Consider the following 14075-nt stretch of genomic DNA (forward strand, 5'->3'; position numbering starts at 1 on the left):
CGACGCTGGGGCGAGGTCGGCCACAATCTGTCGGCGGATGTCTCAGCGTTCGGTGCGGCCGGATCCCGAGAGCGCGTCGGCGCCGCCGACGATCTCCGTGATCTCCTGGGTGATCTCCGCCTGGCGGGCGGAGTTCGCCAACCGGGTGAACTTGTCGATCTGCGTCTGGGCGTTGTCGGTCGCGGTCTTCATCGCACGCTGCGTGGAGGCGTGCTCGGAGGCCATCGCCTGCAGCAGGATGTTGGTGATGCGCGAGCGGATGTACCGGGGCAGCAGCTCCTCGATCACCGCGTCCGCGTCCGGCACGAACTCGTAGAGCGGGTAGGTAGGCGCGTCCTGCTCGGCGCCCGCCTCGACCAGGCCCATCGGCACCATGCGGACGGACGTGGTGCGCTGGAGGAACCGGGACTCGAAGCGGGTGCCGACCACGTACATCTCATCGAGGTGGACCTCAGGGTCCTCGGTGAGGAGGTCCTCGGTGAGCACCGAGGCGATCTCCCGCCCGAGCTCCGGGATCTCGTTCTCCTTGTACGGCGTCCACGCGCGGTGCGGGGGCCGGTTGCGGAACCGGTAGTACGACTCGCCCTTGAGGCCGACGACGTACATCACGGGGGTCTTGCCCTCGTCGCGCAGCGTGTTGGCCAGTTGCTCGGCAGCCCGGATCACGTTGTGCGAGTAGGGGCCGGTCATGCCTCGGTCCGCGGTGATCATCAGGATGCCGACGCGGCCGGTCTCGTGCCGCTCGCTGTCCAGGAACGGGTGCGAGATCTCCGTGGAGTGCGTCGCCACCGAGCCGATCGCGCGGGTGAGCGCCTCGGCGTACGGCGTGGTCGCCTCCACCCTGGCGTGCGCCTTGGCGATGCGCGAGGCCGCGACCATCTCCTTGGCCTTGAAGATCTTCTTCATCCCCTGGGCGGAGCGGATCCTCTGCTTGTATACCCTCTGCTGGGCTCCCATTGCTCTCCTCGTGCGAGATCGGTGCGTGGCCGGCGGGTGCCGCCGCCCCGTGCGGGACGGCGGCAGCTCGCATCAGCCTCGGACGATCTGCTCCTGCTCGATCTCGCCGGCGTCCATGCGCTCGTTCTCGTCGGTGCGCGCGGTGCCCTCGCCCATCCCTGCCAGGAAGTCCTGCTTGACCTGGTCGAGGATGCTCGAGAGCTCCTCCTCGGTCGAGGACTCGAACTTGCCGGTGGTGCGGATGGTCTCGAGCACGCCGCCGTTGTGGCGCAGGTGCTCCAGCAGCTGGGCCTCGAAGTCGCGGACGTCCTCCACCTCGACGTCGTCGAACTTGCCCTTGGTGCCCGCCCAGATCGAGACGACCTGCTCCTCCATCGGGAAGGGCGAGTACTGCGACTGCTTGAGCAGCTCCATCAGGCGAGCGCCGCGGTGCAGCTGCTGCTTCGAGGCCGCGTCCAGGTCGGAGGCGAACATCGCGAAGGCCTCGAGGTCGCGGAACTGCGCGAGCGAGAGCTTCAGGGTGCCCGAGACCGCCTTCATGGCCTTCGTCTGCGCGGAGCCGCCGACGCGGGAGACCGAGATGCCGACGTCGACCGCCGGGCGCTGGTTCGCGTTGAACAGGTCCGACTGCAGGAAGCACTGGCCGTCGGTGATCGAGATGACGTTGGTCGGGATGTACGCCGAGACGTCGTTCGCCTTGGTCTCGATGATCGGCAGGCCGGTCATCGAGCCGCCGCCCATCTCGTCGCTGAGCTTGGCGCAGCGCTCGAGGAGGCGGGAGTGCAGGTAGAACACGTCGCCGGGGTACGCCTCGCGGCCCGGCGGGCGGCGCAGCAGCAGCGACACGGCGCGGTAGGCCTCGGCCTGCTTCGACAGGTCGTCGAAGACGATCAGGACGTGCTTGCCCTCGTACATCCAGTGCTGGCCGATGGCCGAGCCGGTGTAAGGGGCGATGTACTTGAAGCCCGCGGGGTCCGAGGCGGGGGCGGCGACGATCGTGGTGTACTCCAGCGCGCCGGCCTCCTCGAGGGTGGCGCGCACGGAGGCGATGGTCGAGCCCTTCTGGCCGACGGCGACGTAGATGCAGCGGACCTGCTTCGAGGGGTCGCCGGACTCCCAGTTGGCCTTCTGGTTCAGGATCGTGTCGATGCCGATCGCGGTCTTGCCGGTCTGGCGGTCGCCGATGATCAGCTGACGCTGGCCGCGGCCGATCGGGGTCATCGCGTCGATGGCCTTCAGACCGGTCTGCATCGGCTCCTTGACGGCCTTGCGCTGCATCACGCCGGGCGCCTGCAGCTCGAGGGCGCGGCGGCCGACGGTCTCGATCTCGCCGAGGCCGTCGATCGGGGCGCCGACCGGGTCCACGACGCGGCCGAGGTAGCCGTCGCCGACGGGGACCGAGAGCACCTGGCCGGTGCGGCGGACCTGCTGGCCCTCCTCGATGCCGCTGAACTCGCCGAGGACGACGACGCCGACCTCGCGCAGCTCGAGGTTCAGGGCGAGGCCGAGGGTGCCGTCCTCGAAGCGGACGAGCTCGTTGGCCATGACGTTCGGGAGGCCCTCGACGCGCGCGATGCCGTCGGCGGCCTCGCTGACGCGACCGATCTCCTCGCGCTCGGTGGCGCCTGCCTGGTAGGTGGACACTGCGGTGTCCAGGGCGTTCCGGATCTCCTCCGGGCTGATCGTGAGCTCCGCCATCTGGTGCTTCGCTTCCTCTCGGTCTCCCCGCGATGGGGAGTGTCTGGTCAGTGCTGGGGGACGCCGGGGCGTCGAGGGCTGGTTCAGGCCACGAGCGAGGACCGGGCCCGCGAGAGCCTGGCCAGCACGGTGGCGTCGTAGAGGTCGTCGCCGACCTGGATCCGGAGCCCGCCGACCACCTCCGGGTCGACCTGGAGGTTCAGCTGCACCTCACGGCCGTAGATGCCGGTCAGGACCGCGGAGAGGCGGGCCTGCTGCGATTCGTTCAGCGGGACGGCGCTGGCGACCTCCGCGAAGGCGCGCCGGCGACGGTCCGCGGCGAACCGCGCGAACTCCTCGACACGACGGGCCGGCTTGAGCTCGCTGCGACGTCCGACCGCGCGCGCCGCGAGGATGACCGTGAGCGGGTGCACGCGGCCCTCCAACAGCCGCCGCAGCAGCACCGCCCGACGAGCGGGCTCGTCCCGAGCCCCGTCGAGGGCCGAGGTGAGGTCCCCGCTGCCGTCGATCAGGCGGGAGGCTTGGAAGAGCTCCCCCTCGATCTGCTCCAGCACTCCCTCGCGCAGGGCGAGGTCGAGGAGGGTCGAGACCCCGAGCAGCTCGAGGGCGTCGAGGATGTCCTCCTGTTCGGACCAGCGTCGCCGCACGACCTCGAGCGCGAGCTCGAGGGTCCGGGGCCCGACCCGGCCTTCGAACAGCGAGCGCACGGCGGCCTCCTTGACGGCCGCGGGGCGGCCGGCATCGGAGAGCATGCGCACCAGCTGGTTGCTGGAATCGATGGCATCGGCCATCGAGAACAGCTCCTCGGCCTCGGTGTCCGGCACGGCGTCGGCCGCGGGGGCGGTCTCTGCCTGTCGGAGCACCTCGGCGAAGGAGGTGGAGGAGGTTCCTCGCATCACGGGTCCTTATCGGGTGGTGGTCTGGCTCGACTCGAGGTCGTCCAGGAACCTGTCGATCACACGGCGGGAGCGCTCGTCGTCGGTGAGGGACTCCCCGACGATCTTCGAGGCGAGATCGCTGGCGAGGGTTCCCACCTCGCCGCGCAGCTCCGTCGAGGCGGCGACCCGCTCGGCGCTCAGCTGCTGGCGTCCTGCGGAGAGCAGGCGCTCGTTCTCCGCCTCGGCACGGGCACGGGCCTCGTCGACGATCTTCTGGCCGTCGGCGCGGGCCTTCTCGCGGATCGCAGCGGCTTCCTGACGCGCCGCCGCGAGCTCCTGCTCCTGGTCGTTCCTGAGCTGGTCGGCCTGCTCCTGGACCTGCTCCGCATGGCGGATGCCGCCCTCGATCTTCTCGCTGCGCTCGTCGAGCACGGCGTTCATGCGCGGGAGCACGAACTTCATGAAGACGCCCGCGAAGATCAGTAGGAAGATCGCCGACCAGACGATCTCCTCCGGGAGCGGGATGAGCAGCCGCCAGCCGGGTACGGTGTCTGCTCCTTCGGCAAGAATCATCGACTCTGCCTCAGAAGATCAGGCCGGTGACGATCGCCAGCAGCGCGAGGATCTCGGTGAACGCCACACCGATCAGCATGGTGGTCTGCAGCTGCGAGCGCATCTCGGGCTGACGGGCCTGCGCCTCGGCGGTCTTGCCGACGAGGATGCCGAGGCCGATGCCCGGGCCGATCGCGGCGAGGCCGTATCCGAGGGTCGCGATGTTGCCGGTCACCTCAGCGAGGATGGTGGACTCCATGGGGTGTTTCCTTTCGTTGTGCCGCGCTGGGGGCGACGATCAGGTTCTTGGGGGTCGGGAAGGTCGGGGACCGCTCGGCGGGGCCGGGTGACCTGCCGCCGCAGCGGGGGTCAGTGCTCGTCGGAGGTGGCGAGCTGGATGTACACGGCGGTCAGCATCGTGAAGATGAAGGCCTGCAGCGCGGCCACGAAGATCTCGAATCCGTAGATCCCGATCGCCATCGCGCCGGCGAAGGGCGAGATCGCGATCAGCCAGTCGCCCGAGAACAGCAGCGCGTGGGTCATGCCGATGAACACCACGATCATCATGTGCCCGGCGACCATGTTCGCCAGCAGTCGGATGGTCAGTGAGGCCCAGCGGATCACGACGACCTGGAGCAGCTCGATCGGGATCAGCAGGATGTAGATCGGCCACGGGATGCCGGGGGGCATCGTCTCGGCGCGGAGGTAGCCGAGGAAGCCGTGCTTGCGGATGCCGGCGCCCACGTAGGTCACGAACGTCCACAGCGCCATCAGCAACGGCAGGCCGATGACCGAGGTCCCGGCGAGGTTGAGGCCGGGGACGACTCCGGCGAGGTTCATCGACAAGATGAACACGAACATCGTGATCAGCATCGGGGCGAAGCGCTTGCCGTCCTTCAGGCCCAGCGTGTTCGCGATGATGTTGTTGTTGACGAAGTCGATGACGAGCTCGACCGCACTCTGGACCCGGCCGGGGACCAGCTTTGCGCGCGAGGCGACGATGCACATGAAGATGAGCACGGCCGCGAGCACGATGAGACGCACGAGCTGGACCCGGTTGAACTCGAAGACGGTGCCTTCGAAGAGGATCGCGTCGGGGAAGAACTCACCCAGCGTCGGGATGTGGAAGAACGAGTCGTCCTCGGCGTGCAGCGTGGGGCTGAGGTCTGCGGTGTTCAGCTCGATCTCCCGTGGTCTGGGGCCGACAGCGGGGTGCCGTGCCTCGGTGTCATTCTCGATCGGTGCCGTCCCGGATGCGGCCTCCATGGTGTCCAACGATGGACGTGGACGGGGCGGCCCGGCTGGTCGATCAGTGCTCGGCCCGCCCCCGGATATGCTCCGTGATCAGCGCTCGAACACCTCGTGAAGCATAACAGAGGATCGCCTTCCGGCCTGGGTCCTAGGAGTGCTCGTCGGCGCTCGCGGCAGGGTCCACATCGAGCGGCTGCCGAGTGCGGGCCAGCACCACGGCCTCGATGAGGACGGCCGAGACCGCACCGACCAGCAGTGCGAGCCCGATCCATGTGCTCGAGACGGACTCGACGTCCCTGACCAGCAGTAGGACCAGGATCACAGCGAACATCTTGACCGCCCAGGAGCCCAGCACGGTCGCGGCCATGCTCACCGGGGTGAGGCGGGGCCCGGCGAAGGTGATCGCGACGGTCGGGAGGACGATCGCCAGGGTGAGCCCGGTGCCCACCAGCGCGCCGAGCAGGGCGGCGCTCTCGGGGCGGATCGCCGCGATCGCGAGCAGGACGAGATCGGCGACCAGGCCGACGCCGGCGGCGATCAGCGTCGCGCGCTGCATGGAGCGGTCGCTCGCGGCGCGCCGCGGGGAGCGCGGGCTCGAGCAGGCGGGGGTCTCAGGCTGAGCGGGCATCGGAGTCCTTCCGGTGGCGGCCGGGCCGCCATCTGAGCGGGTCGAAGGTGAGCAGGACGGCCAGGAGCATCCCGATCGCCCAGAAGATCCCGACCACGTGCCGCGGGGCCATCAGCGGGAGCAGCAGGCCCACGCAGATCACGATCGTCCAGGTGTACATGATCAGCACCGCGGTGCGCTTGGAGTGCCCCAGGCCCAGCAGGCGGTGGTGCAGGTGCGCCTTGTCGGCGTGGAAGGGGGATTTCCCCGAGCCGATCCGTCGCACCACGGCGAGGCCGAAGTCGAGGATGGGGATCACCATCACGCCGATCGGCAGCAGGATCGGCAGGAACTGGCCGAAGAAGTCTGCGCCGGAGAGGGTCGCGGGGTCGACCTGGCCGGTGACGGCGATCGTGGAGGCCGCGAGCAGCAGGCCCAGCAGCATCGAGCCCGAGTCCCCCATGAAGATCCGGGCTCGCGTGAGGTTGTGCGGCAGGAAGCCCAGACAGGCCCCGATCATCACGGCGGTCAGCAGCGCGGCGAGCGAGGAGTAGTCGGAGGCCGAGGTGTCGCGCGTGAGCATGTACGCGTAGTAGAAGAAGGCGGAGCCGCCGATCGCCATCACGCCGGCGGCGAGGCCGTCCAGGCCGTCGACGAAGTTCACGGCGTTCATGCTGACCACCACCACGAGGACCGTGAGGATCAGCGCCGCGCGCCCCGACAGGACGGTCATGCCGTTGATCGGGAGGGTCACCAGGCTCACCCCCTGCCAGGCGAGCAGCAGCGCGGCGAGCACCTGGCCGGCGAGCTTGGTCATCCAGTCGAGGTCCCAGCGGTCGTCGGCCGCGCCGAGCAGGCACACCAGCGCCGCGGCGGAGAGAATGGCCCAGGGCTGGCGGGAATCGTGGAAGAGCCCTTCGAGGAAGGGCACGTTGCTCGCGATCAGCATCGCGGCGACCACGCCGGTGAGCATCGCCAGCCCTCCCAGGCGCGGGGTGACGGCGTCGTGGACATCGCGCTCCCGCACCGCGGTCATCGCCCCGGCGCGCCGGGCCAGCAGCCGCACCGCGGGCGTCACCAGGAAGGTGACCGCCGTCGCGAGCAGCAGCAGGAACAGGTAGATCCTCACCCGGGCATGTACTCCGGGCGGGCGGGACCGTCGTCCGGCCGGTCCTCCGGCGCGGGGGCCGTCGACCCGGAGGCCGAGGGCCCGGAGTCCGAGGATCCGGCGGTCGAGGGCTCAGCCGTCGAGGGCTCGGAGGTCGAGGGCTCAGCCGTCGAGGGCTCGGAGGTCGAGGGCTCGACGGTCGACGGCGCGGCGGCGTCCTCGCCGGGAGCGGCCGGCGGCGTCTCGGCCGGGCCCTGCGGGACGCTCTCGAGCTCGGGCTCGGAGGGCAGGTCGAGGACGGAGGGGGCGTCCCCGTCGGCCTCGCCGGCGGGTGCGGCGTCGGAGGCGCCCTCGGCGCTCTCCGTCGAGGTCCCGGGCGCGCCGTCCTCGCCCTGCTCCCCTGCCGCGTCCTCGTCCTCCTCCTCGGAGGGCTCGGGCTCGGGGGCGGTGAAGATGTCGCCGACCACGTCGATGATCTGCTGCTTCGTGATGGCGCCCTCGCGCACGATCTCGGCAGGCGTGACGGTGGCGTCGAGGATGGTGGAGCTCGCGCCGATCCGGGCGGCGCCCCCGTCGAGGTACACCTCGACCGCGTCGCCGAGCTGGGTCGCGGCGTCGAGCACGGAGGTCGCCGCCGGCTTGCCGTGGCGGTTCGCGCTGGAGACGGCGAGCGGGCCGGTGCGGCGCAGCAGCTCGAGGGCGGTCTCGTCCTCCGGCATGCGCAGCGCGACGGTGCCGCGGGTCTCGCCCAGGTCCCAGGTGAGCGAGGGCTGGGCGGTGAGGATGATGGTCAGCGCACCGGGCCAGAGCGCCTCGGCGAGGTCCTCGACGTACTCGGGCAGGTCGGTCGCCAGCGCCATCAGCACGGCGTGGTCGCCGATCAGCACGGGCGGCGGGGTGTCGCGGCCGCGGCCCTTCGCCTCGAGCAGGTCCTGCACGGCCTGCGGGGTGAACGCATCGGCGCCGATCCCATAGACGGTGTCGGTCGGCAGGACGATGAGACCACCGCCTCGCACGGCGTCGACGGCGGCGGCGAGGGCGTCCTCGCGGGTCTCTGGGTTCTGGGTGTCGTGCACGCTCACCGTGACAGTCTCCCATGTCCGTCCTGCGACTCCGATGCACGACGGCGCGCGATCAGGAAACGGTCGCGTCCGGTGAGGTCGGGGGCCGTGAGGATCCCCTCGAAGCCGCCGTGGTCGCGGGCGAGGGCGCGCGTCGCCCCGCCCTGCACGTCGGCGTGCTCCATCACGAGCAGGCCGCCGGGTCGCAGCAGCCGCGCCGCCCAGGCCACGACGGCGCGCGGGACCGCGAGACCGTCCTCTCCCCCGCCGAAGAGGGCGCGGTGCGGGTCGTGCGCGAGGACCTCGGGGTCCTGGGGCACGGCGCCGGCGGGGATGTAGGGCGGGTTCGAGAGGACGGCGTCGACGGGGGCCGCCGCGGCGAGCTCCGGGACCTCCCCCAGCAGGTCGGCGTGCAGCACCCGGCCGCGGCCGGGACCGGCGAGCTCGAGGTTCTCGGCGGCGAGATCCGCGGCGGCGCCGTCGACCTCGACCGCCAGCACGCGGGCGCCGGGCAGCTCGTCGAGCACGGCCGCGCCGAGCGCGCCGCTGCCGGTGCAGAGATCCACGATCTGCTCGAGCGGCCCGCTCGCGTGCTCGCGCAGCAGGTCCAGGGCGAGCTCCGTCTCCGGACGCGGGATGAACACGCCGGGGCGCACCCGCAGCTCGAGGCGGCGGAACGCCGCGCGGCCGAGGATCAGCTGCAGCGGCTCGCGCGCCTCACGCCGTGCGGTCGCGGCCTCGAGGCGCGCGTCGAAGTCCTCCGGGATCTCATCGAGCAGGACGAGCGGCCGGTCCGTGCGTGCGGCGTGGGCGATCAGCGCCCGGGCGTCGACGCTCGGCGAGGGGACGCCCGCCGCGCCGAGGCGCGCGGTGGTCCCGGCGAGGGCGGCGCGCAGGCGGAGGCGCGTCCGCCCTCCGGGGGTCCCTCCCCCGGGAGCCTCTCCACCCGGTGCCGGGCCGCCGGGGCTCCCGCCGTCGGCCCAGGTCTGCTCGGCACCCTCCGCCGTGCCGTTCATGCCGGGCCCTCCGTGCCCTCGCGGGCCGCCTCGGCCAGCCGGGCCTCGCGCTCGGCGCGGCGGGAGGAGTCGATCAGCTCGCCGAGGTCGCCGGCGAGGACCTGCGCGAGGTTGTTCGCCTTGTAGCCGGTGCGGTGGTCGGCGACCCGCGACTCGGGGAAGTTGTAGGTGCGGATCCGCTCGCTGCGGTCCACGGTGCGCACCTGGGAGCGGCGCGCGGCGGAGGAGGCCGCCTCCTGCTCGGCGCGGCGCGCGTCCAGCAGCCGGGTGCGCAGGATCCGCAGGGCCTGCTCGCGGTTCTGCAGCTGGCTCTTCTGGTCCTGGCAGGAGACCACCAGTCCCGTGGGCACGTGCGTGATCCGCACGGCGGAGTCGGTGGTGTTCACGCTCTGGCCACCGGGGCCGGAGGAGCGGAAGACGTCGATGCGCAGGTTCGCGGGCGCCATCGCCTCGGCCAGCAGCTCGGACTCGTCGGCCTCGTCCGCCTCGGGCAGCACCAGCACGCCGACGGCGGAGGTGTGGATGCGGCCCTGGGACTCGGTGACCGGGACCCGCTGGACGCGGTGCACCCCGGCCTCGTGCTTGAGGTGCGCGTAGACGCCCTCTCCCGGTGCGCCGGCGCCGCGGGCGGCGATCGCGACGGTGACGTCCTTCAGGCCGCCGAGCTCGGTCTCGGAGGAGGTCAGCACCTCGGTGCGCCAGCCGCGGGCCTCCGCGAAGGAGCGATACATCCGCAGCATCTCGGCGGCGAACAGCGCGGACTCCTCGCCGCCCGCGCCCGCCTTGATCTCCAGGATCACGTCGCGGGAGTCGTCGGGGTCGCGGGGGGCGAGCAGGTCCTCGAGGTGCGCGCGCTCGGCCTGGAGGCGCTCGGCGAGCCGTTCGGTCTCGGCGGCGAGCTCCTCGTCGTCCTCCCCCAGCTCGGCGAGCTCACGGGCGGTGGCGAGGTCATCGGCCGTGGAGGACACGCGGCCCGCGGCCTCGAGGATCCCCTCGAGCTCCGCATAGCGTCGGCCGACGCGACGGGCCCGGACCGGGTCGTCGTGCAGCGTCGGGTCCGCCATCGACTCCTGCAGGGAGGCGTGCTCCCGCCGCAGGGTGGCCAGTCGGTCGCCGTCCTCGTGCTCGCTCATCCGTGCTCCTCCCCGGTTCCTGCAGATCCCGCCTGCACGCGACGACGCCGGTGCACGCCCTGGGGCGCGCACCGGCGTCGGAGACCTGCTGTGCGTGGATCAGGCCGCGCAGGCGGCCGTGACCCTCGCCGCTGACACTCCGGTCAGGAGTTCTTCTTGCCGTAGCGGGCCTGGAAGCGGGCGACGCGGCCGCCGGTGTCCAGGATCTTCTGCTTGCCGGTGTAGAAGGGGTGGCACGCGGAGCAGACCTCGGTGCTGATGGCGCCGTCGGTCTTGGTGCTGCGGGTGGTGAACGTGTTTCCGCAGGTGCAGGTCACCTGGGTCTCGACGTATGCGGGGTGGATGTCAGCCTTCATGTCTCTCCTTGCTCGGGGTCGCTGGGTCGGCGCCCGGCGGGCGCCGTGAACCAGAACCGACGTCACAGTCTGCCACGCCGGGGCGGGGCGGGGCGAGGGCTCGCGGTGCGGCGTGCGCAACATCGCAGCAGCCGGGGGGCGGATGCGCCCGTCGGGCGCGGGGCCCCGCCCTGCAGCCCCGCCCGCGGGCGGGTGCAGCCCCGCCCGCGGGGCGCTCAGGTCGACTCGCGCACCACGAGCCGGTAGTCGACCCGGCGGTGGGCCTCCTCGCCCCGCAGCGGCACGGTCCCCTCGAGCATCCCGGCGACCAGCTCGACGGCCTCCCGGGCGACGCGGTCGATGTCCAGGGCGAGCGTGGTCAGCTCCGGGGAGACCAGGGTCGAGATCTCGAGGCCGTCCACCCCGGTCACGCGCACCCGGGAGGGCACCTCGATGCCGGAGCGGCGCAGGGCGCGCAGCATCCGCACGGCGAGCTCGTCGTTGAAGGCGACCAGCGCGTCGGTGCCCCCGGCGAGGAGCTCCGGCAGCGCCTCCTCGTGCCCCTCGTGGGGGTGGACGGTGCGCACGGGCACCTCCCCGCCCGGGGCGAGGCCCGACAGGGCGCCGACGAGGGCGCGGGTGCGCTCGTCGGTCTCCCGCGTGCCGTGATCGAGCACGACGGGGCGCCGCACTCCCCGCTCCCGCAGGTGCTCGGCGAGGTCCGCCATCGCCTCCGTGCGCGGCAGCTCGAGCACGCCGGCCTGGTCGATCTGCTCGGGCGTGCCGTCGACCTGCACGATCGGCATGCCGCCGCCGCGGATCCCGGCGGTCGCCACGCCGTAGCCGACCAGCGCGTCCACGCGACGCGAGAGGTCCGCGGCGACCTTCTCGGGCTGCGGGGCGTCGACCGCCTCGGCCAGGACGACGTTCCAGCCGTGCGGGGCGCAGGCGCGCACCACGGCCGCGCCGAGCTCGGCGTAGTAGGTGTTCGAGAGCCGACCGACGACGAGGCCGAGCGTCGTCGGCCCCTGCTCGACCAGTCCCCGCCCGAAGCGGGAGGGGCGATAGTTCAGCTCCTTCGCGGCGGCGAGCACTCGCTCGCGCGTCTCGCCGCTGATGCCGGGCATGTCGTTCAGCGCCCGCGAGACCGTCTGCCGGGAGACCCCGGCGCGGGCGGCGACGTCGATGATCGTCGCCCGCCTGTCCTGCCTGCTCATCGGGACGGGGAGCGCAGGTCGAGCCAGGCCATCTCCTGGGCGCTGAGCTCGACGCCGAGCCCGAGGGTCGAGGAGCGCATCTCGCCGATGCTGCGCGGCCCGAACAGGGCGAAGGTCGGGAACTGCTGGTGCAGCACGAAGGCGAGCGCGATCGCGGTGGCGGGCACGCCGCGCTCGGCGCCGAGCTCCTCCGCGCGGGCGAGGCGCTCGAAGTTCGCGTCGCTGTAGTAGCAGCGCACGAGCTCGGCGTCCGAGCGGTCCTCGGGGTGGGCGCGGCCGGTGAAGAAGCCCCTGGCCTGGGAGGACCAGGGCAGGAGGGCGATGCCCCGCTCCTCGAGCCAGGCCTTGGAGTCCGGATCGGTGGCGTGCACGCAGCCCGCCCACGGCACGTCCAGCGCCTCGGCGAGGCCGAAGTGGTTCGAGAGGATGGTGAAGCCCGTGCGGCCGTTGGCCTTCGCGTAGGCGTTGGCCTCGTCGACCCGCTCCGGGGTCCAGTTCGAGCCGCCGTAGGCGCGGATCCGGCCCGCGCGCAGGTGCTCGTCCATGACGTCCACGAACTCGCCGACGGGGATGTCGGTGTTGTCGCGGTGCATCATGTACAGGTCCGCGTAGTCGGTGCCCTGCCGCTCGAGGGACTCCTCGAGCTGGCGGGTGAGGGACTCGGGATCGCAGTACGGGGTGTGCGCGCCCTTGGTGATCATCACGACGTCCTCGCGCACGCCGCGATTGCGGACCCACTGCCCCACGAGCTTCTCGATGTACCCACCGCCGTAGATGAAGGCGGTGTCGAAGGTGGTGCCGCCCATCTCGAAGAAGGCGTCGAACATCGCCGAGGCGTGGGCGAGGTTCATCTGGTTGTCGCAGCCCATCACGAGGCGGGAGACCTGCTTGTCCACGCCGGGGATGCTGCCGTAGGCCATCGGGACCCCGGCGCCGGTGGGCACGCTGCCGGCCTGCAGCGGCCGGCCGGTGAGGGTGGGGATGTCGGCGGTGTCGGCCTCGAAGGGGAAGCGCAGGGAGAGCTCCTCGCGCCAGGCGTCCAGGGCCCGTGCCTGGCCGAGGGAGTTCTCGGCGGTGAGCTCGGGGACCTCGGAGCCGTCGCGGGCGGCGAGGGCGAGCGCATCGGCCTCCAGCGCGTAGGCGCAGGCGCGGGGGATCTCGATACGGCGCGGCTCCTCCCCCACCACGTCGAGCTCGATGACCTGCTCATCGCCGAGGCCCCAGGGGTCGGACAGGCGGATCACGCCGCGGGAGCCGGTGATCGTCGCGGACTGCGGATCGGCCAGGCGCACGCCGGTGCGCAGGGAGGCGGTCGCGCCGCCGGGGAAGGTCAGCTGGGCGGTGGCCCATTCGTCGACCCCGGTCTCCCCGATCGTGCCGCGGCCGGTGAGCGAGGACGGCTCGAGGGAGGGACGGCCCGCGGCGGCGCCGGCCACGAAGCGGGCCAGGGACAGCGGGTAGCAGCCCACGTCGAGGATCCCGCCGCCGGCGGTGGCGGTGTCGAAGAGGCGGCCGCTGCGGGAGCCGGTGTCGAAGGCGAAGGAGGCGTCGACGTGGACGAGCTCGCCGATCGCGTCCTCGGCCACGAGCTCGAGGATCCGCACGGTCTGCGGGTGGAAGCGGTACATGTACGCCTCGAGCAGCACCTTCCCGGAGCGGGCGGCGAGGTCCAGCAGCGCCATCGTGGTGCCGGAGTTCGGGGTCAGCGGCTTCTCGACGAGCACGTGCTTGCCGGCCTCGAGGGCGGCGGCGGCGAGACGGGCGTGGCCCGTGTGCACGGTGGAGACGTAGACGGCGTCGACCTCGTCGCTGGCGAGGACCTGCTCGTAGTCGCCCACGAGCGCGGGCCCCTCGAGCGGGAACTCCTCCGCGAAGGCGCGGGCCCGCTCGGGCGAGCTGCTGCCGACGGCGACGAGGACGCCGTGCTCCGAGTCGGGCAGCTGGGAGGCGAAGCGGCGGGCGATCGCCCCGGGGCCGAGGACGGCCCAGCGGAACGGGGTGGAGGAGGTGCTCATGGCTATGTGATCCTTCGAGGAGGGTGGGCGTCGTCGGCCGTGGACGCCCGGCGACGCGACCTGGGCCCGCTCGTCGTGAACGTTCACTTTCCCTTACGGTAGCCGCTCCGACGACCTGTCACAAGCGCTTCCCGGAGCTCGCCGGGATCGGATGCGCCCGTCCCCGCCGGGGCGGCGCGCCCCGGACCGACCGCTCACGCACGGACGGGCCGGGACCGCTGCGCAGGGCAGCGGTCCCGGCCCCGCC

General features: G+C 72.2%; 14 protein-coding genes. All 14 read right to left on the reverse strand.

Translation table 11 applies throughout. The features are described 5' to 3' along the window. Positions 1 to 42 precede the first annotated feature (42 nt). Positions 43 to 957 (reverse strand): F0F1 ATP synthase subunit gamma, encoded by a 915-nt coding sequence (locus L3K22_RS05400; protein WP_029360186.1) that lies wholly within the window; start codon positions 955 to 957, stop codon positions 43 to 45. 72 nt (positions 958 to 1029) lie between these two features. Continuing rightward, entirely contained in the window at positions 1030 to 2655 is a 1626-nt protein-coding gene (atpA, locus tag L3K22_RS05405; protein WP_263310497.1) for a F0F1 ATP synthase subunit alpha, read from the reverse strand. 83 nt (positions 2656 to 2738) lie between these two features. Continuing rightward, positions 2739 to 3551 (reverse strand): F0F1 ATP synthase subunit delta, encoded by an 813-nt coding sequence (locus L3K22_RS05410; RefSeq protein ID WP_263310498.1) that lies wholly within the window; start codon positions 3549 to 3551, stop codon positions 2739 to 2741. Between the two features lie 9 nt (positions 3552 to 3560). Then, positions 3561 to 4106: a F0F1 ATP synthase subunit B gene (locus L3K22_RS05415; RefSeq protein WP_010549596.1), complete on the reverse strand. Its 546-nt coding sequence runs from the start codon at positions 4104 to 4106 to the stop codon at positions 3561 to 3563. A gap of 10 nt (positions 4107 to 4116) precedes the next feature. Next, on the reverse strand, positions 4117 to 4344 hold the full coding sequence (atpE, locus tag L3K22_RS05420) for an ATP synthase F0 subunit C (protein ID WP_010549597.1): 228 nt from the start codon (positions 4342 to 4344) through the stop codon (positions 4117 to 4119). A gap of 110 nt (positions 4345 to 4454) precedes the next feature. After that, on the reverse strand, positions 4455 to 5351 hold the full coding sequence (gene atpB / locus L3K22_RS05425) for a F0F1 ATP synthase subunit A (RefSeq protein WP_010549598.1): 897 nt from the start codon (positions 5349 to 5351) through the stop codon (positions 4455 to 4457). Between the two features lie 133 nt (positions 5352 to 5484). Next, positions 5485 to 5964: a Cg1360 family ATP-synthase-associated protein gene (locus L3K22_RS05430; protein ID WP_263310499.1), complete on the reverse strand. Its 480-nt coding sequence runs from the start codon at positions 5962 to 5964 to the stop codon at positions 5485 to 5487. Then, positions 5948 to 7072, reverse strand: a complete 1125-nt coding sequence (locus tag L3K22_RS05435; protein ID WP_263310500.1) for a glycosyltransferase family 4 protein — start codon at positions 7070 to 7072, stop codon at positions 5948 to 5950. The genes L3K22_RS05430 and L3K22_RS05435 overlap by 17 nt, the downstream gene beginning before the upstream one ends. After that, a complete protein-coding gene (locus tag L3K22_RS05440; protein ID WP_263310501.1) occupies positions 7069 to 8133 on the reverse strand; it encodes an L-threonylcarbamoyladenylate synthase in 1065 nt (354 codons plus the stop codon). The genes L3K22_RS05435 and L3K22_RS05440 overlap by 4 nt, the downstream gene beginning before the upstream one ends. Beyond that, positions 8130 to 9128 (reverse strand): peptide chain release factor N(5)-glutamine methyltransferase, encoded by a 999-nt coding sequence (gene prmC / locus L3K22_RS05445; protein WP_263310502.1) that lies wholly within the window; start codon positions 9126 to 9128, stop codon positions 8130 to 8132. Before prmC ends, L3K22_RS05440 begins: the two co-directional genes overlap by 4 nt. After that, a complete protein-coding gene (prfA, locus tag L3K22_RS05450) occupies positions 9125 to 10261 on the reverse strand; it encodes a peptide chain release factor 1 (protein WP_263310503.1) in 1137 nt (378 codons plus the stop codon). Before prfA ends, prmC begins: the two co-directional genes overlap by 4 nt. Before the next feature lie 143 nt (positions 10262 to 10404). Next, positions 10405 to 10617, reverse strand: a complete 213-nt coding sequence (rpmE, locus tag L3K22_RS05455) for a 50S ribosomal protein L31 (protein WP_010549604.1) — start codon at positions 10615 to 10617, stop codon at positions 10405 to 10407. A 215-nt stretch (positions 10618 to 10832) separates the two neighbouring features. Beyond that, entirely contained in the window at positions 10833 to 11813 is a 981-nt protein-coding gene (locus L3K22_RS05460) for a LacI family DNA-binding transcriptional regulator (protein ID WP_263310504.1), read from the reverse strand. After that, a complete protein-coding gene (locus L3K22_RS05465; protein ID WP_263310505.1) occupies positions 11810 to 13828 on the reverse strand; it encodes an aldo/keto reductase in 2019 nt (672 codons plus the stop codon). Before L3K22_RS05465 ends, L3K22_RS05460 begins: the two co-directional genes overlap by 4 nt. Positions 13829 to 14075 lie beyond the last annotated feature (247 nt).

Origin of the sequence: Brachybacterium atlanticum (assembly GCF_025669985.1) — a bacterium.
GTDB lineage: Bacteria > Actinomycetota > Actinomycetes > Actinomycetales > Dermabacteraceae > Brachybacterium > Brachybacterium conglomeratum.

Coding starts and splice junctions, on each gene's coding strand:
- L3K22_RS05415 (WP_010549596.1), bottom strand. CDS start 4,106: ATGATTCTTGCCGAAGGAGCAGACACCGTACCCGGCTGGCGGCTGCTC.
- L3K22_RS05410 (WP_263310498.1), bottom strand. CDS start 3,551: ATGCGAGGAACCTCCTCCACCTCCTTCGCCGAGGTGCTCCGACAGGCA.
- L3K22_RS05400 (WP_029360186.1), bottom strand. CDS start 957: ATGGGAGCCCAGCAGAGGGTATACAAGCAGAGGATCCGCTCCGCCCAG.
- L3K22_RS05465 (WP_263310505.1), bottom strand. CDS start 13,828: ATGAGCACCTCCTCCACCCCGTTCCGCTGGGCCGTCCTCGGCCCCGGG.
- atpE (WP_010549597.1), bottom strand. CDS start 4,344: ATGGAGTCCACCATCCTCGCTGAGGTGACCGGCAACATCGCGACCCTC.
- rpmE (WP_010549604.1), bottom strand. CDS start 10,617: ATGAAGGCTGACATCCACCCCGCATACGTCGAGACCCAGGTGACCTGC.
- prfA (WP_263310503.1), bottom strand. CDS start 10,261: ATGAGCGAGCACGAGGACGGCGACCGACTGGCCACCCTGCGGCGGGAG.
- prmC (WP_263310502.1), bottom strand. CDS start 9,128: ATGAACGGCACGGCGGAGGGTGCCGAGCAGACCTGGGCCGACGGCGGG.
- atpB (WP_010549598.1), bottom strand. CDS start 5,351: ATGGAGGCCGCATCCGGGACGGCACCGATCGAGAATGACACCGAGGCA.
- L3K22_RS05460 (WP_263310504.1), bottom strand. CDS start 11,813: ATGAGCAGGCAGGACAGGCGGGCGACGATCATCGACGTCGCCGCCCGC.
- atpA (WP_263310497.1), bottom strand. CDS start 2,655: ATGGCGGAGCTCACGATCAGCCCGGAGGAGATCCGGAACGCCCTGGAC.
- L3K22_RS05430 (WP_263310499.1), bottom strand. CDS start 5,964: ATGCCCGCTCAGCCTGAGACCCCCGCCTGCTCGAGCCCGCGCTCCCCG.